15 protein-coding genes are annotated in these 18,464 nt (G+C 40.5%); 11 read left to right on the top strand and 4 right to left on the bottom strand.

Annotated features, from left to right (window positions below; genetic code table 11):
- Positions 1 to 9: 9 nt before the first annotated feature.
- Positions 10 to 546, bottom strand: coding sequence for a dCTP deaminase (gene dcd / locus DVR12_RS18835; RefSeq protein ID WP_116977339.1), 537 nt, complete (start codon positions 544 to 546; stop codon positions 10 to 12).
- A 91-nt stretch (positions 547 to 637) separates the two neighbouring features.
- Between dcd and DVR12_RS18830 the strand changes: the two genes are divergently transcribed.
- The 7 genes from DVR12_RS18830 to lpdA all read left to right on the top strand — a co-directional run bounded on the left by DVR12_RS18830 (position 638) and on the right by lpdA (position 8,740).
- Positions 638 to 1,270 (top strand): 4'-phosphopantetheinyl transferase family protein, encoded by a 633-nt coding sequence (locus DVR12_RS18830; protein ID WP_116977338.1) that lies wholly within the window; start codon positions 638 to 640, stop codon positions 1,268 to 1,270.
- Positions 1,271 to 1,291: 21 nt separating this feature from the next.
- Complete coding sequence (locus DVR12_RS18825; RefSeq protein WP_116977337.1) at positions 1,292 to 1,786, top strand: shikimate kinase; 495 nt, start codon at positions 1,292 to 1,294, stop codon at positions 1,784 to 1,786.
- A 2-nt stretch (positions 1,787 to 1,788) separates the two neighbouring features.
- Positions 1,789 to 2,181: a DUF423 domain-containing protein gene (locus DVR12_RS18820; protein WP_116977336.1), complete on the top strand. Its 393-nt coding sequence runs from the start codon at positions 1,789 to 1,791 to the stop codon at positions 2,179 to 2,181.
- Positions 2,182 to 2,191: 10 nt separating this feature from the next.
- Entirely contained in the window at positions 2,192 to 3,622 is a 1,431-nt protein-coding gene (locus DVR12_RS18815) for an alpha/beta hydrolase family protein (protein ID WP_116977335.1), read from the top strand.
- A gap of 9 nt (positions 3,623 to 3,631) precedes the next feature.
- Positions 3,632 to 6,286: a DNA translocase FtsK gene (locus tag DVR12_RS18810; protein WP_116977334.1), complete on the top strand. Its 2,655-nt coding sequence runs from the start codon at positions 3,632 to 3,634 to the stop codon at positions 6,284 to 6,286.
- 135 nt (positions 6,287 to 6,421) lie between these two features.
- Positions 6,422 to 7,087 (top strand): LolA family protein, encoded by a 666-nt coding sequence (locus DVR12_RS18805; RefSeq protein WP_116977333.1) that lies wholly within the window; start codon positions 6,422 to 6,424, stop codon positions 7,085 to 7,087.
- 246 nt (positions 7,088 to 7,333) lie between these two features.
- Complete coding sequence (gene lpdA, locus DVR12_RS18800; protein WP_116977332.1) at positions 7,334 to 8,740, top strand: dihydrolipoyl dehydrogenase; 1,407 nt, start codon at positions 7,334 to 7,336, stop codon at positions 8,738 to 8,740.
- 120 nt (positions 8,741 to 8,860) lie between these two features.
- Here the strand turns inward: lpdA and DVR12_RS18795 are convergent, their stop codons facing one another.
- On the bottom strand, positions 8,861 to 11,662 hold the full coding sequence (locus DVR12_RS18795; RefSeq protein ID WP_116977331.1) for a S8 family serine peptidase: 2,802 nt from the start codon (positions 11,660 to 11,662) through the stop codon (positions 8,861 to 8,863).
- Between the two features lie 366 nt (positions 11,663 to 12,028).
- On the opposite strand from DVR12_RS18795, the gene DVR12_RS18790 reads away from it, so the two are divergent.
- The 3 genes from DVR12_RS18790 to DVR12_RS18780 all read left to right on the top strand — a co-directional run bounded on the left by DVR12_RS18790 (position 12,029) and on the right by DVR12_RS18780 (position 14,393).
- Positions 12,029 to 12,856, top strand: a complete 828-nt coding sequence (locus DVR12_RS18790) for a M57 family metalloprotease (RefSeq protein ID WP_116977330.1) — start codon at positions 12,029 to 12,031, stop codon at positions 12,854 to 12,856.
- A 311-nt stretch (positions 12,857 to 13,167) separates the two neighbouring features.
- Positions 13,168 to 13,878: a dioxygenase family protein gene (locus tag DVR12_RS18785; protein WP_116977329.1), complete on the top strand. Its 711-nt coding sequence runs from the start codon at positions 13,168 to 13,170 to the stop codon at positions 13,876 to 13,878.
- Positions 13,878 to 14,393, top strand: coding sequence for a hypothetical protein (locus DVR12_RS18780; RefSeq protein ID WP_116977328.1), 516 nt, complete (start codon positions 13,878 to 13,880; stop codon positions 14,391 to 14,393). Before DVR12_RS18785 ends, DVR12_RS18780 begins: the two co-directional genes overlap by 1 nt.
- On the opposite strand, the gene DVR12_RS18775 is transcribed toward DVR12_RS18780, so the two are convergent.
- Positions 14,368 to 15,060 carry a LytR/AlgR family response regulator transcription factor gene (locus DVR12_RS18775; RefSeq protein ID WP_116977327.1) on the bottom strand — a complete coding sequence of 231 codons (693 nt, stop codon included), beginning with the start codon at positions 15,058 to 15,060 and terminating at the stop codon, positions 14,368 to 14,370. The genes DVR12_RS18780 and DVR12_RS18775 overlap by 26 nt on opposite strands.
- A 9-nt stretch (positions 15,061 to 15,069) precedes the next feature.
- Positions 15,070 to 16,140, bottom strand: coding sequence for a sensor histidine kinase (locus tag DVR12_RS18770; protein ID WP_116977326.1), 1,071 nt, complete (start codon positions 16,138 to 16,140; stop codon positions 15,070 to 15,072).
- Positions 16,141 to 16,295: 155 nt separating this feature from the next.
- On the opposite strand from DVR12_RS18770, the gene DVR12_RS18765 reads away from it, so the two are divergent.
- On the top strand, positions 16,296 to 18,458 hold the full coding sequence (locus tag DVR12_RS18765) for a S46 family peptidase (RefSeq protein WP_116977325.1): 2,163 nt from the start codon (positions 16,296 to 16,298) through the stop codon (positions 18,456 to 18,458).
- Positions 18,459 to 18,464: the final 6 nt, after the last annotated feature.

Here is an 18,464-nt window from a genome sequence, read left to right as displayed (position 1 = left end):
TTGTAATATTTAGAATTCGTTGCGCCACATCATACTTTCAACCGGTTTGATTGTGCGGCCATTGTATTTGGCGTTTCCTTTCTTATTATAGAACGTTGCGATATCTCCTTCTACTACAAAATAAATTAGTTGTCCAACCGGCATGCCTGCGTATACTCTTACAGGTTGTGCACAGGAGATTTCGAGAGTCCAGGTGTTGCAGAAACCTACATCGCCCTTACCGGCAGTTGCATGAATATCGATACCCAGACGACCGGTGCTTGATTTACCTTCCAGGAAGGGAACATGCGCATGAGTTTCTGTATATTCTTCAGTTACACCCAGATAGAGGGTTCCTGGCTGTAATACAAATCCTTCTTCGGGGATTTCAAAGTGTTCAATTTCATTGTGTTTGCGAGCATCCAGTACCCGATCTTTGTAGGTGGCCAGATATTTGCCAAGATGTACATCGTAGGAGTTGGTTCCCAGGTACTTCCTGTCATAAGGAGAAATTACAATCGTACCTTTTTCAATTTCCTCCAATATCCGGTTGTCTGACAGAATCATGCTTGTATAGTTTAGTTTTAGCTGTTGTTTTTATGGTGTAGTATTGGTTAAAAGCGTTTTTTTCTGCTTTTTTGCTTTAATTTGGCAAGATATGCCATTAATACGAACGATACAAATTGACTCAGAGACAAAGCTAGGTGTATGGAAGATCACAGAGCAGGAAGACTTTTTCCGTAAAGAGGTAAATATCAGTCCGGCTATTCATCATCCACATAAACGTTTACAACATTTCGCGGGTAGGTATTTATTGGTAAATCTGTTTCCCGACTTTCCTATTCACGACATAACCATCTCAAATACGAAGAAACCGGTATTAAACTGTCAGACTTATTATTTCTCTATATCGCATTGTGCCGACTATGCCGCGGCTATCGTTAGTAAAAAAGCACCTGTTGGAATAGATATTGAAGAGGCTAAACCGAAGATCGAATTAGTATCTCATAAATTCCTGGCTCCTGAAGAAGCGGCGTTTATAGATCCAAATCATGATCTCCAACACAAAACTATTTGCTGGAGTGCCAAAGAAGCAATGTTTAAATGGTATGGCCATGGAAAAGTTGATTTTCGGGCAAATATGAACCTGCAGCCCTTTCCATATCAGGTAGCAGGATTCATAACTGCCGATTTTAACAAACCTGATGCAAATACACGGTTATATTTGCAATACATTATGGAAAATGGCCTATGCCTGGCATGGACACAGCCCGCCAAACAAGCGGAATAATTTCGAACTGTTACGTTTATTATGAAAATATATTTACTAGGCTTCATGGGTGCCGGAAAATCCTATTGGGGAAAGCAACTGGCAGATCATTGGCAGTTGCCGTTTTATGACCTCGACGACGTAATTGTGGAAGCAGAAGAAATGGCAATCGCCGATATCTTCGCTACCAAAGGAGAAGATTACTTCAGAGAAAGAGAAAGTATTCTGCTGCGTGAATTATCGCTCCAGGATAATTTCCTGATTTCCTGTGGTGGTGGTACGCCCTGCTTTCAGGAAAATATGGACTTCATGAACGAACATGGAACTACCATCTGGATTAATCCTTCTCTCGAAACCATGGCAGACAGATTGAAACGGAAAAAACAGAAACGCCCGCTGATAGCTGATCTGGAAGATGAAGACCTGACAGGGTTTATAGAAAAAAAGCTGGCAGAACGGTTGCCCTTTTACCAACAATCCAGGCACATTATCACCTCCGATAATATTACATTGGATACCTTTACCGAAAATATCTAATCATGCATAAAAGTTTCTTAGTTTGGGCAGCAGCGTTAGGCGCATTGGCAGTTATTTTAGGTGCATTTGGTGCACATAAGCTGAAAGAACTGGTATCGCCGGAAAGTGTATCTACTTTTCAGACAGGTGTTACGTATCAATTTTACCATGTATTTGCATTGATTGCAACCGGCATCCTCTTTGCTCACTTACCAGGTAGTAGCCTGGAATGGGCTGGCAGATGTTTCATTATTGGTATACTCCTGTTTTCAGGATCCCTTTATGCAATTACCGCCCTTAAGATTGGAAATAATGAAATCCCTAAGTTAATAGGTATACTAACCCCAATTGGTGGCGTATTTTTTATCGCAGGCTGGATTTGCCTCTTATCAGGATTACTTAAATTAAAAGCATAAAGCAAACAATATGTATAAATGGTTTTGGGTGTTGTTGATTGGTTTGTTAGTTGGAAATACTGCTATGGCACAGCAGCAGATGGATTTGCAGGGAAAGTGGTATGGCACCTATAAACTATATTACGGCGAACAACAAAGAATTATCCTGAACTTTGAGAAAGAAGACAACGGTTATAAAGGCACTTTAACACTGCCAGACCTTCCGGTAGCAGAAAGATTTAATCTGACCATCATTATTCATCGTTCCGATACTTTATTATTCAGAGTAGATGATATCCGTTTTGCCTACGTTGGAGTATGGGATGCTGCTACCAAACAGTTTAAAGGCACCTCCAGTTTCGGCCCGGATATGAGCCCGACCGATTTTGGAAAAACTGAAATCCAGAAAAGTGATCTGAATAAAAGACCACAGGAGCCTAAAGCCCCTTTTAGCTACCTGACTGAAGAAGTGAAATTCTCTAATACTCAGGAAGGGGTATCCCTGGCAGGAACCTTTACCAGACCCAAAACTTTTGGTAAATATCCCGTGGTTATTCTCCTGGGAGGATCTGGGCAACAAACAAGAGATAATGAAATGGCCGGCCATAAAATGTTTTTGGTATTGGCCGACTACTTCGCTAAAAACGGAGTAGCTACTTTAAGATATGATGATAGAGGTGTTGGAGGGTCGAATGGCAATTTCGACACCTCCGATATCCACAATTTTGCAAGCGATGCCCAGGCGGCATTCGACTACCTGGAAACCCGCCAGGATGTGAATAAACGCAAAATAGGGGTACTTGGCCATAGCGAAGGCGCAATCGTTGCCCAGTTAATGGCTGCCAACAATCCTTCTGTTGCTTTTGTAATATCAATGGCAGGAATGGGGTTGCCCGGAAGAGACTTAGTTGATCTACAATCCAGAATAAGAAGTAAATTAGAAGGTGTTCCGGATAGTCTGATCGCTGCACAGTCGAAAAGGCTTAAACCATATTGGGATTTGTTGGCTAGTAATCAGCCAATTGCAGTGATTCGTTTGAAAGCACAGACCATGATCGCGAAAATGTATGAGGATGCCCCCGAAGCTTTTAAACGAACAACTACCTCCGCTGAAATGGTTGATGAAGCAAACTTAAGCCACGAAGCAATTTCGGTTTTAAAGTACCAGCCATTGAATCAGCTAAAAAGAATTAAATGCCCGTTTATGGCCATAAACGGTACGAATGATATACAGGTAGACGCAACGAGTAATCTGAATGCTATTGAACGCATTTTAAGAGAAAATGGAAATTCTTTAACCACAGTCCGTCAGTTTCAAGGACTAAATCACCTGTTTCAGCGTTGTAATACTTGTAGAGAAGATGAATACGGTGCGCTGGAACAAACCATTGATCCCCTGGTTCCTGAATTTATGGTACACTGGATACTACAGTTGCCCGAATGGCCAGGTTCCACAATCTGAATTTAAATTATGTCCAAGAATAAACTGAAAAACGAAAAACCGGAAAGCAAACAACCGAAAGGCACTACCCCGAATCCTGATATTCTGAAGAAAGATAAAGAGCCTGAGGTTAAAGTAAAAGAATTAGTGAAAGATGAACGCACACACAAAGTATTAGGTGTGTTCTTCTTATTACTTTCTCTTTATTGTTTCATTGCCTTTACTTCCTATCTCTTTACCTGGGAAGAAGACCAGGACAAAATATTTCATTATAGCACTAAAGAATTATTGTTTGGTGATGTAAAGGTTGATAACCTCTTAGGCCGCCTGGGAGCTTATGTGTCACATAATTTCTTCTTTTACGGAGTAGGCATAGCTGCCTATTTGTTTTGTTACTTCTTTTTTATCATAGGTGTTAACTTCATCGTTGGTCGCCGTGTCTTTCGGGTATGGCGCAACATTAAATATATTTTATTCGGACTGCTGTATATCAGTATGTCGATGTCGTTTATTGCCGGTGGTAACAACTTCCCATGGGGAGGAGCTTTAGGTGATGCATTGGATAAATGGACTTCCGGCTTTATTGGCAAAACCGGTACTGCCTTACTTTTACTGGTAATCGGATTCTCCTGGCTTATCTGGAAATTTAACTTCAGCTTCAAATGGCCCGAGAAAAAGATAAAACCTCCTAAACCCGTTCCGGCGCCGGCTCCTGTTCCCGTTGCCGCTGCAGGAACTGCTGCTGCCGCTGCACCGGTTGCTCCTCAGAAAAATGAACAGGCGCGTAAAAATGGTTTACGTGAGGAAGGGGGAATTCTTCAAACACCCATAAACGAAGAAATTGAGGAAGAAGATCTTCCTCCTTTGCAGCTGGTAGAGAAAGAGGAGCTTCCTATTCCTCCTGCTCATGCGGCTTTTATGCCACCTGTTCCGGCTCCGGTGATTGTACCCGAAGCTCCGGCTCAATGGCAAAGTGATCTTATCAGAACTGAAGAAGAGGAGATGGAAGACCCGGGTCCTTTGTTATATATCGAAGAAACTGAGGATACTGCTTCTGTGCTTCAACCTAAAAAAAAGGATAAAGGGGGAGAAGTAACTTTTGAAATCAAATCTACCTACCAGGATACTGAAGAAGATATCGAAGTAGTTGCTCCGGTAATGCCGCTGGAACCTGTAGATCCTTTTGATCCGTCGCTGGATCTGAGAGATTATAAATTTCCGACACTCGATTTACTGGAAAATCATAGCGCCGATAAGGTCATTGTACAGGATACCACAGAATTGGAGAAGAACAAGAATCAGATTATCGATACGCTTAAAAACTACGATATTTCTATCCAGAAGATCAGCGCAACTGTGGGGCCAACGGTTACCCTATACGAAATTGTTCCTGCTGCCGGTGTGCGTATTTCCCGGATAAAAAACCTGGAAGATGATATTGCTCTGAGCTTATCGGCTTTGGGAATTCGTATCATCGCCCCGATCCCTGGTAAAGGAACTATAGGTATTGAGGTGCCGAATGTGAAAAAATCTATAGTTTCCTTAAAGCACTTGCTGGCTTCAGAGAAATTCCAGACCAGTACCATGGACCTACCAATTGCTATCGGTAAAAAGATTGATAATGAAAACTTTATAGCAGACCTTGCCAAAATGCCACACTTGTTGATGGCAGGTGCTACCGGTCAGGGTAAGTCTGTGGGTATCAATACATTATTAGTGTCACTTCTCTATAAAAAGCATCCTTCACAATTAAAGTTTGTATTGGTAGACCCTAAGAAAGTAGAGCTTTCACTATATAAACTGATTGAGAAGCACTTCTTAGCCAAACTACCAGGTGAAGATGATGCAATTATAACGGATACGAAGAAGGTTATTCATACGCTCAATGCCCTCTGTATAGAAATGGATCTGAGATATGATCTGTTAAAAGAAGCGGGAACGCGTAATATCAGGGAATATAATGCTAAATTCACTCAACGTAGGCTCAACCCTCTTAAAGGGCATCGTTATCTGCCATTTATCGTGCTGGTAGTGGATGAGTTTGCAGATTTGATTATGACAGCCGGTAAAGAGGTGGAAATGCCGATTGCCAGATTGGCTCAATTGGCCCGTGCAGTGGGTATTCACTTGATTATTGCCACGCAACGTCCGTCTGTAAATATTATTACCGGTACAATTAAGGCCAACTTCCCTGCACGTATAGCATTTAAGGTATCATCGAAGATCGATTCCCGTACCATCCTGGATATCGGAGGAGCAGAACAACTGATAGGGCAGGGGGATATGCTGGTTTCGTTCAACGGAGAGCTGGTTAGGCTTCAATGCGCATTCGTAGATACGCCGGAAGTGGAAAGTGTAGCCGAATTTATTGGTAATCAGAAGGGATATCCTGATGCCTTCCTGCTGCCTGAATACGTGGATGATAAAGATCCTGATGGCAGGGAATTGAGTATTGCCGACAGAGATCCGTTATTTGAAGAGGCTGCACAGGTAATTGTTTCCACTCAGCAGGGCTCTACTTCTTTATTGCAAAGACGCATGAAATTAGGTTATAACCGGGCAGGTAGATTAATGGATCAGCTTGAAGCCGCCGGAATCGTAGGTCCAAATATGGGTAGTAAGGCAAGAGAGGTAATGGTTAAGACCGATAGCGAGCTCCAGGAAATCCTTAATAATTTGTTATAATATGTTAACAGGCTGGGAATTTATTCCCATTTTCGGGAAATTATGCTGAATTTTGCACCCTGAAAAGAAAAAGTGAAAGTATAACGGCATGGCATTTGTCTCTGCTTGTTTAGCACAAACCAAAAAAGAATTACGATGAAGAAATTTGTATTAACCGGAATGTTATTGAGTGGTCTTGTTTTTAGCGGGATGGCTCAATCAAAAGGTGCTTCTGCTTCTGACCCTAAAGCCAAAACAATACTTGATGGCGTTAGCAATAAATTCAAATCTTTAAAAACAGTAGTTGCCAACTTCGTATTAAAAGTTGAAGGTGCCAATAATAGCGTAACTGATTCTAAAAAAGGAACTGTTTACCTGAAAGGTTCAAAATATAAAGTGACTTTACCTGGTCAGGAAATTATCAGTGATAATAAAACCTCCTGGTCCTATGCTAAAGACGTTAACGAAGTAACTATCAATAACGTAGATCAAAGCAGCGGAGCTATGACGCCGGCTAAACTGTTCACTAACTTCTATGATAAGGATTATCTGTATAAATTAAACGGAGAAACAACTGAAAAGGGAAAAGTATTGCAGAATATTGAGTTGACTCCGACAGATAAGTCAAAAAATATTTTCAAGGTAATTGTATCTATCGACAAAAAGTCACAGAGTATAGCGAAGATGAAGGTTTTCGAAAAGAATGGTAATCATTATACTTATGAGATATCATCTTTCACACCGAATTCCGACCTGACTGATGCTACTTTTACTTTTGATGCTAAGAAATATCCTGGTGTTGAAGTAGTAGATCTTCGATAGCTCGCAAGCTCGCTTTTCCTCGCAAAGACGCAAAGGTTAATATTAAGAAGAATAAGGATCGAAGCGAATGTTTTTAAGAATTCAGATAAGGTTTCTGTTTAGAGAAAATTTATCTGAATTCTTAAAAACATTCGCTTCGATCCTTATTTGCTTTAAAAAAAATCCTTATGTACCTTAATATTAATCTTTGCCTCTTTGCGGGAAATATTTTTTACCTTTGGCGAGTTCAATTTAAAATTAAACAATATGGCATACGACGTAATCGTAATTGGTAGTGGTCCCGGCGGATATGTGGCTGCTATCCGTGCTTCACAGCTTGGATTTAAAACCGCTGTAGTGGAAAGAGAGAGCTTGGGTGGTATCTGTTTAAACTGGGGCTGTATTCCAACTAAGGCATTATTAAAAACTGCACAGGTATTCGAATATACTCAGCATTCCAAAGATTACGGTATCACAGTGGCTGATGCTAAAGTAGATTTTGACGCAGTAATCAAACGCAGTCGTGGTGTTGCAGATAAAATGAGCAGGGGCGTTCAGTTCCTGATGAAAAAGAATAAGATTGATGTGATTATGGGTTCAGGTAAACTGAAGTCAAAAGGCCAGGTAGAAGTTACCGATAAAGACGGTAAAGCTACTGTTTACGATGCCAAGCACATCATTCTGGCTACTGGTGCCCGCGCCCGTGAATTACCAAACCTGAAAATTGATGGTAAAAACGTAATCGGTTACCGCCAGGCTATGGTAATGCCTCAGCAACCTAAATCAATGATCGTTGTTGGTTCTGGTGCTATCGGTGTTGAATTCGCATATTTCTATGCAACTTTAGGTACTAAAGTAACCATCGTTGAATTCCTCCCTCGCATTGTACCAGTTGAAGATGAAGATATCTCCAAAGAACTGGAAAAAATATACAAGAAGAAAGGTATCGAAATCATGACCAACGCTTCTGTAGAAGCTGTAGAAGCTTCTGGAAATGGCGTTAAGGCAAAAGTAAAAACTCAGACCGGTGAGGTTACCCTCGAAGCTGATGTTGTACTGAGCGCTGTTGGTATCGCTGCTAATATCGAAAACATCGGCCTCGAACAATTAGGGATCAAAACCGATAAAGGCCGCGTTGTAGTGGATCAATACTACCAAACCAACGTTCCTGGAATCTATGCAATTGGTGACATGGTTCCTGGTCAGGCACTTGCACACGTTGCTTCTAAAGAAGGTATCGTTTGCGTTGAAGCTCTCGCTTACAACGAAAAGAAATATGCTCACAAACCTGCGACTATCGATTATATGAACATCCCAGGTTGTACATATTGCGCTCCTGAAATTGCTTCTGTAGGTTATACCGAAAAAGCAGCTAAAGAAGCAGGTTACGAAGTTAAAGTTGGTAAATTCCCATTCTCTGCTTCCGGTAAAGCTTCTGCTGCCGGTGCTACCGAAGGTTTCGTAAAAGTGATCTTCGACGCTAAATATGGCGAATGGTTAGGTACTCACATGATCGGTGCAAACGTAACTGAAATTATCGCTGAAACTGTTGTGGCTCGTAAGCTGGAAACAACCTACCAGGAAGTGCTGGATTCTATCCACCCGCACCCAACCATGAGCGAATCAGTAAAAGACGCTATCGAAGTAGCTTACGGCGAAGCAATTCACCTGTAATCTATTTACTAAATTATACTCAGAGGGCTGACCATTTTTTGGTCAGCCCTCTTTTATTTGGATACCTAATTTAGAAGGTATTAGCGTAGACTTTTATCTTTACAGGCTCACAGCATCAACCTACTGCAACTTTATAAACTGCTTTGAAAAAACACATACCCCATTTTCATAAACACTAAAGTTATATATACCTGATGCCAGTTGCTGAAGAAATATGGTTTCCTGTATATCCTCAATATTGCGCTGTAATACTGTTCTGCCGCTCATATCCCGGATCACTACACGCCTGCTTTTGGCTTCCTCATTCAATAATGTAATACTGTTATAGGCAGGATTGGGATATAGAATAAAGGAATGTTGATTGAAAATCACTACACTTACAGCCTCCGAATAAATAGACGCCCCACTGCTTGTTGTTAACCTAACCCGGTAATATATAATCCCTTCTGGTAATTGCTCATCATTGTAGTTGAAATGAAATGAATTATTGAGCGCTACTGTTCCGAGGTCTTTCCAGCCAGTAGAGGTAAAACGCTCCCAATGCAGGTTCTCGAGCTGATACAATGACCCCAGCGTTAATGAAAGTAATACCCCTTTGTTAGTTGTTTTATCGGCCAGTAAACTAACAACATAACAGGCCACTCCCTGTTTTTCATATTGGGTAGTATAGCTTTTAAGCCCTTCTTTTCCGTCCTGCATTATCGGACTTACCGCTAAATAATTACCAGGTAACTGCTTTTTGAAAAGTATAATGTTAGTATCTGTTACTTGTTTATAGTTTGTAAGTTGATGATTGTCTAGTAGGTAGATCCTGTATGCTTTTGCTCCAGGCACCTTATTCCAGTGGAGTAATACAGTATCCTCACAATTAAGGCCAGTGGCCAGACGTGGCCGTGGAGATATAATAAACGGATCGCTTACAAACGAGGTATCCGTTAGCGTTAGTTTTATTAATGCAGAAGATAAAGTATCAGGAACATTCCAGTTTATCAGTTCTGGTTGCAGGGCTACATTGGATGCAATAGGATTCCACGAGTTACCGGCATCCAAACTGTAGGAAATTGTTCCACTACCTGTAAATGTACTATGCCACTGTATTGTGGTTTGTTGATTGGCTGGTAATATTATATTCTCAACAGGATTCAACCAGTGAAAATATTGTTTGGGCAGAAAGGAATATACAATATAGAATTGCTGAGCACTATTCACTTTGGTACCCTTCAGATTAATCTGTACAGTGCCGGCCGGATCAGGTATTGTAATTTGCTCAGTAGTATTCAGGCTATCCCTCATTCTCCTTGCATTTTGTAGTAAGCTATCGGCAATAGGGAAACTGTTCAATACCCAGGGCTGCCAGGTTTGCAGATTGTCTGTAGTTGCAGTAATATCCAGGTCGTTAATCAGTGCAGTGTTCGCATTCACGGCAGCAGGAGGGTCTGTCCAGCAAAGAGTTACTTTTAATTCTCCTGTTCCCTGAGGAATTGTAACGTTAAAAGAGATAACCTGTCCATTTCTTACAGAACCCTGAAAAACCTGGTTACTTTGCACAGTATTTAATGCGGCTGCTGCGTTTAAGGTACCAAATCCTGCTATAAAGGAAGGGCCTGCATTGTAGGCTCTGTCTGCACTATTAATTATTAGTGCTTTGACTAATGCAGCGGGTGCACGGTTTGCAAACTTCTTAGTCCAGGCATCCTGAATAAGCGCAGCTACCCCGGAAGTTATTGCTGCGGCCCCCGAAGTACCGTCTTCTCCATATGCTACTATTTCGGGCTTAATTCTGCCGTCATAGGCCGGGCCTCTCGAACTTAGTGGCATAACCGTTCCTGAAGCCTCTGTACCTCCAACCACCAGTATATTTTTGGCCTGTTTGAAGGTGCCTGAAAGATTGGCGAAATTATTAATGCCCGAATAAGCGCCTGTGTTTGATGTTTGGTTACCAATATTGCCTGAAGAAAAGATATGTAGCGTTGTGTCTGATGTAAAGGTTTGCTCATCGTAAGCCATTGCTTCAGGCCCGTAGTAGTTTTCTATTCCGGTGCCATAGGAATGGTTTTGTATACTAATAAGGTTACCTGAATAATACTCGTTATCGTCCGGTAACAGACTGGTGCTGTAGCTGCTACTGCTTAGCAATGTTTCAGTTGCAACACCCTTACCTTTATCTCCGCTGTTTCCAGCACCTCCAATAAGGGTAGCCATTATGAGAGCATGAGCAGTGTTGGAAGAAGATTCGTTTCCGGTTTTGATAAACCTTCCATGTAAATCGATATCTGTAGTATCAAAAAGATCTTCTTTAACATTAACGACTATACGTTTTCCTGTAATTTCCGGGAACTTCGATTGTGCATAAATGATCTGATTAGCAGCCAGATTACTTGTATTGATAATGATTTCCGGCACAGGCTTTCTGATTACATCTGCCCGTACCACGGACGCTTGATCTATAAATGATTTCCAATCACTTTTTAATACCCGGTATATACCTACACGATACTGAGATGATTGCGTAAGTCTACGGCAAAATTGTAACGGTTCCTTTAAATCCTGATATGCCACCTGTAAGGTAATACTGTCTTTACTTTGCAAGTGGTCTAACTGCTGCAAAACCTGTAACCCTGCTTTATAATTATTATTGGCTGTATAGCAATAAACAACGCTACTATCAGTTGGTTTCTGCCGCAATATATAATGGTGGCGGGTTATAGACTGCACATTTCCATATTGTTGCAGTAGGTTGGCAGATGGAATAGTTGAAAATTTTATTAGGTACGGGTTAGAATTTGAATGACTGCTGCAGGTATCAACTGCATAACGTTGCAGAATTGAATCGGCAGGCGATTGGGTTACTGCAGCAATGCTATTACAGTAGATAAGCATGAAAACCAATGTAGACAATATTTTGAAGGGTTGGTATGGCATGCAGTCAGTTGATAAAATGTTAGATTAAAGCTACAGTATTTAAATTTTTGTTGTGAGAAAATGTAGAAATATTTTTTTTAGATAAAACGAAAGTTGTAATATTGAAAGCGGAAATCTTGACTAAGAAATAGACAAAATCTGAGCATCAATCTGTAACACTATTTAGCAACGTTAGTTTTTTAAAGCAAAATCTGAGGAGCCTGAATAACCCGCAAATAGTATCATTTATTTAGTTTTTATTATTGGTAAATGCTTGAACAGGGCATAACAGCTACTGCTTTGCCATTTATTTTTTGTTGTTAACAATCCCCTGTTTGCAGGAACAGGTGTAGCATATCTTTTTTTCTTAACCAAAAATCTGAATCTATGAGAAAACAAACCCTCCCTGCATTATGCTGTTTACTAGCTGCCTTAGCTTTTACTTCCTGTAATCGTAACTCAAACAAACAGGATGTAGTACAACCCAATGCTGTAAGCGCCGAGGTCCTGGCGCAAATCAAAGCCAATGGCTTTAGTACCGATCATGTTATTAAAACCGATGAAGGCTACCTCGTGGAAGGTGATATTTTGTTAACGGAATCCCAGCTTAAAGAAAAAGTTAGCAGTCCTGTTCTTAGAGTTGCCAATACAGAGCAATACAGGACTAATTTACTGGTAACTTCTTTGCCGCGGGTTATTAAAATTAAAGTTACAGGATTAGGCAATGCCTTTATCGATGGCTGTGATACTGCAATTAACAGATATAATAATCTGGCATTGCGTATGACTTTCCAACGTGTAACCAGCGGGGCTGCTGATATCACCATCCAAGGCTTTAACCAGGGGCCTAGCGGTGGTTATATCACCCTGGGATCTTCCGGTTTTCCAACCAATACCGGAAATCCTTATGCTACCATCAAAATGAACACCAATCAGTATGCCTATGGCTCAAACCCTAATGTGCTCTATGTTGGTTCGGTGATTCAGCATGAAATTGGCCACTGTATAGGAATGAGACATACCGACTATATGGATCGTTCCTATAGCTGCGGAGGATCACCGGTTGATGAAGGTCAAAGCACTATTGGCGCTGTTCTGATTCCTGGTACTCCTGATACTGCCGATCCTAATTCCTGGATGCTGGCATGTTCCAATGGAGGCAACCGTACCTTCAACTCAAATGATATCATTGCGTTGAAGTACCTGTATCAGTAAATAGTGTTATGATATTGTTTTGATGAGTGAGTAAATCTTGCTCATCAAAACAAAATCATCGATCTAAAACAAAATCATCGATCTATAATAGAATCATTGATCTAAACAGAATCATCAACCAAAAACCATGTCATCAATCTAAATCCAAAATCATCGATCTAAAACAAAATCATCGATCCAAAATGAAATCATTGATCGGAATAGCATCAATGATCATAAAACTATTCTCCGATACATTTGGCCTGTTGATCTATCATATTTGTAATTCCGTTCGATATTCAAAATCTTTATGGTAATCAAAAAAATGGTAGATGGAAAACACCCGTAAAAAGTTTCTGAAACAGCTTTTGGTTGGCGCTTCAGCCGTTCCTGTTGTGCTTAATGCCTGCAGTAAAAAAGAGAGTAACGATACTAAAGAAGAAAGTGGTGGGTGTAAAGTATCCCCGGAAGAAACAGATGGGCCTTACCCGCTCTATAACAGCAGAGGATCTTCCATCCAACGTATAGATATTACTGACGGTAAAACCGGTATCACCCTCAACATTACTATCAATATCCTCAACACCAATAATAACTGTAACCCATTGCCAAATGCCAGGGTAGATATCTGGCATTGCGATAAAGACGGCTATTATTCAGGATACAGTAACAGAGGCTATTTAGGAAATCAGGATAATACTGCTTTGGTTTTTTGTCGCGGTCTCCAATATGCTGAGGCTAATGGACAAGTGAAATTCAAATCCATTTATCCGGGATGGTATGAAGGTCGTGTAACTCATATCCATGCTCAGGTATATGTAGATAGTAAATTGAAGAAGACTACACAGATTGCTTTCCCCGATGAAATAAATACTGCTGTATATAAAACTTCTCTTTATTCGGCGCACGGACAAAATACAGGTGTGCCATCCAATAAAGCTGATTCAATTATCGGCGATTCACTGGCTGCGGAATTAGCTACTGTTACTGCCAATGATGCCGGAGGCTACGATCTTGTTCACAATATCTATGTTGCAGGATAATGAGTAAACCTATAATCAGCTTAGTATTTAAGCAAACAATAAACAATTCTACACCCGGCAGATTTGCAAAACAGGTGTTTGACGACTCGTATATAGAGTTTCAAATGCAATCACAAGTCTATAATCCTGATGGCAATCTTACGACTTTTGCAGAACTGGTAACAAATCAACCTAAAGCAAACTCATTACATTATAAAGTTGGATTTGCCATCGGATTATATGTAAAAGAATTGAATCAACTGATTCCTGATACCTGGGATACTCTGGGCTTGATACAGTTATCTTTTGTAAAGCATCAGTTCAGAATTATTAAATCCAATATAGAACAAAAACAACACCATGAAGTTGCAATCCTGTACTACACAGGACCATTGATTTTGCATTGTATTTTGGGAGATTGCCTGTTGCTTGGATGCACGGATGCTACTGATACTTTTCTGGTAAAACTCGATTCAAATGTATCTGTTGCCAGCTACCAGGAAGAGGAAGTTATTGCTGCTTCCAATTTCGGATAAAGTCTCCGTAACTGTCACTCACCGGCAATTCAGTAGTATTTTGCAATTTAACTTTACGACTTACTACTGATCGGATTTTATCTACTGCCACAATATAGCTGCGGTGGATTCTCTTAAAACGTTCCTGTGGTAATTTTTCCTGCATTTTCTTTAATGTCATCAATGTTAGCACTGGTGGCTGTGTTGCTAAGTGAATTCTCAGATAATCTTCCAGGCTTTCGATATAGATGATTTCATGAAGGGGAATTTTGATATGTTGATAGGATGAATAAACGAAGATATGTTCGATAGCAGGCGGGAACTGTTGTTGAAGAAAACTTGCCTGTGCCTTCACTACTGCCTTTTCAAATCTGGCAAATGGAATGGGTTTAAGGAGGTAGTCAACGGCTGCAAGTTCGAAGCCATCATAGGCATATTGCTTGTATGCCGTTGTGAAAATCAGCATAGGCGAACTACATAAATTTCTGGCAAGGTCCATCCCATTTATATCGGGCATATGGATGTCGAGAAACAGAAGATCTACCGGCTTTGATTGCAGGTAGTTAGTGGCCGATACTGCATCGTCAAAGGTTCTTAAAAGTTTCAGATATGGAATCTGCTCTATATACCTGCTCATAACCTGCAAAGCAGGTGGTTCATCATCAATTACTATACATCTGATCTCCATATTTTTTAATTATGAGGGTAGTAGTAAAGAAACATTATGTATTCCGTTAGCGGAATTAATATCTAAAGTATATCTGTTGCCATACAAATGATCTAACCTCTGACGGGTATTGGAAATACCGATACCCGTACTGTTTTTGTCTTGCTGACTTCTGAATATTTTATTGGTACAGAAGAAACAGATGGTACTTTGCTGGCAGTCCAACACAATATTAATTTCTGATGCTTCGTGGTTGCTTACCCCATATTTAAATGCATTTTCAAGAAATGGAAGCAATACCAATGGTGCAATATTCTTGATGCCTGGATTTCCTGTAATAGAAAAACTAACAATTGTTTTAGAGGTTAGCCTAAGCTTTTGCAGATCTAAATAATCATTCAAACAATCTATTTCATTTTCGAGCAATACAAAATCTCCTTTACTTTCTTCCGTTACATAACGAAGCATGTTCGAGAGTTTCATGATGCTGGTAGCTGTATGTTCGCTATGCGTCATGGCAAGGGAATAAATATTGTTTAATGTATTGAATAGAAAATGAGGATTTATCTGTGCCTTGAGAAAAGATAATTCAGCCTGTGTTTTACGGGTTTCCGCAAACAGTGCCCGTTTCTCCGTTTGTCGCCATCTATGTGTTGTTTCGGTGGCAATGCTAAGTGAAATGGTAAGCAGAAACAGAAAGTCGCTTACAAAATCTAAGCGTGCAGGTGGCCTGTGATCTGCTCCTGGCATAGGAGGCCCGGGTGGTAACCATTCAGATCCCGGAGGTCTCCTGGGTGGCCTTAATTGCGAAACCAGGTGATCGAAGGGTTGCAGAAAATTTACAAGCATCAATAACAATAAGACCGATAAACCATAAAGCAGGTATTGTTTCTTAAAGAAAAGGCTTGGAAATAAAACAGTTGAATGAAAATAGAATATTGCAATGTAGGTAAGCAGAAAAATCAGATAGTTAGGAGAGCGCAACATTGAGAAGGCCCTACTATCATTTGTTTGCCCGCTAATAAATAACAAAGGTAAGCTCAGACAGATTAGCCACCCCGTAATATGAATTATTACTACCGAAGATTTTAACCGGAACATGGCGTAAAATAAATATTGGATGAAGGTGGCGCATTCCAATCAGATTGTCAGCAAATAGTCTGTAAATAGGGGCATTGTATCGATGAATGATGGATATCATAGGCTAGTCGCACGAATTGTAGTAAATTGCCTTTTTTATAAAAAGAATTTAAGATATGTTGCAACGAATCGTGAAGCCAGTGCTGGTAGTGGTATTCCTGTTGATATCCCACTGCACTTTTGCTACAGAGGGGATGTGGCTTCCTCAGCTGCTTTCCGGCCTTAATGAGAAGGAAATGAAGGGAATGGGCATGAAAATCACTGCCGCAGATATTTACAGTATCAATAAAGGTAGCCTGAAAGATGCTATCGTCAGTTTTGGTGGCTTTTGTACTGCTGAAGTAATTTCAGAACAAGGCCTTTTACTAACGAACCACCATTGCGGATACGGCTCCATTCAAAAACATTCTACCTTACAAAATAACTTCCTGGAAGCAGGTTTTTGGGCTAAATCTTTAAATGAAGAATTAGTAAATCCCGACCTGTTTGCAACATTTATAGTTCGGATTGATGATATAACCAAAGCAGCGTTGAGAGATGTAAAGCCCGGCATGAGCGAAAGTGAGCGCCAATCAGCGATCGACAAACGTTTAAACGAAATAAAGGAAACTACTAAGAAAGAAAGCTGGCAGGAAATATTAATCAAACCTTTTTTTGAAGGAAATCAATACTTTCTGTTTGTAACCGAAACTTATCGCGATGTCAGATTAGTAGGAGCTCCTCCTTCTTCTATCGGTAAATTCGGATCGGATACCGATAACTGGGTTTGGCCACGTCATACAGGCGATTTTAGCCTCTTTAGAATCTATGCCGGTAAAGATGGTAAACCTGCTCCTTATTCGAAGGATAATGTGCCTTTAAAGCCTAAATATGCGTTGACTATCTCCATGAAGGGAGTGAAGAAAGACGATTTTACCATGGTTCTGGGTTTCCCTGGCCGTACTACCGAATACTTACCTTCTGAAGCGGTGAAACAAACTGTGGAGGTTTTGGATGCCGCAAAAGTTGAAATGAGAGATGCTGCCCTGAAAATCATGGATGGGTACATGCGTAAAGATCCACAGATCAAAATTCAGTACGCTGCCAAATTCGCCAATACCGCCAACTACTGGAAAAAGTGGATGGGAGAAATGCAGGGTGTAAAAACTACAGATGGCATTGGCAAAAAACTTCGCTACGAAGCTTCCTATAAAGAATTGCTGAATGCAAATCCTGCACTGAAAGAACAATATGCCGGAGTACTGGATTCGCTCAATAGCTATTATCGCCAGATTCAACCCTATGCTCAGACCCGCGATTACTACAGCGAATTGGTAAAGCATGTAGAACTCTTTGATGTATCAGACAAAACCATTGCTTTTCTCAATTCTGTAAATGATAAGGGTGCAAATCAATATGCCCAGCTCAAGGAGAAGTTTCTTACCGAAATGAAGTCATTCTATCAGAACTACAATGCAGGCGTAGACCGTGATATTTGTGTTGAGCTGCTTGGAATTTATAACAAAGGCGTTCCTGCGGCCTTCAGGGGCGGTAGTTATGCGCAAATATGGAGGGAAAATAATAATGATAGTCGTGCTGTCACCAACATATTATTTACTTCTTCCTTAGCATCCTATGATCAGTTATCGAAGTTACTGGAGCAGCCTTACGCCAATGTGTACGCACAATTAAAAGAAGATCCGGCAATTAAATTTTCAATGGCACTTCGCAATACGTATGTAGATCAGGTTAGTAAACCACTGAGCACTCTGCAGGCAAAAGTAAACTCATTACAACGTACCTATATGCAGGCACAGATGGATGTATTTGCCGGTAAAAAACGTTTCTACCCCGATGCCAATTTTACCTTAAGAGTAACTTATGGAAAGGTAGATGGATATAGTCCTCGTGATGCTGTCAACTATGATTACTATACCTACCTGGATGGGGTAATGGAAAAATATATACCGGGAGATTATGAATTTGATGTACCGGCAAAACTGATTGAACTTTATAAGAAGAAAGATTATGGAAGATATGGCGTAAATGGTAAAATGCCTGTTTGCTTTATTGCTTCCAATCATACTACCGGCGGTAACTCTGGCAGCCCTGCATTAAATGCATACGGAGAATTGGTTGGATTGAATTTCGACCGCACCTGGGAAGGTACCATGAGTGATATCAATTATGATCCTTCTATTTGTAGAAACATCATGGTAGACATACGCTATGTATTGTTTATCGTCGATAAATATGCCGGCTGTACAAGGTTGATTGATGAAATGAAATTGAAAGGATAAAGTATT

The sequence above is a fragment of the Chitinophaga silvatica genome (genome assembly GCF_003419895.1).
Taxonomy (GTDB): domain Bacteria; phylum Bacteroidota; class Bacteroidia; order Chitinophagales; family Chitinophagaceae; genus Chitinophaga; species Chitinophaga silvatica.
This window is presented reverse-complemented; position numbering and strand designations above follow the sequence as displayed.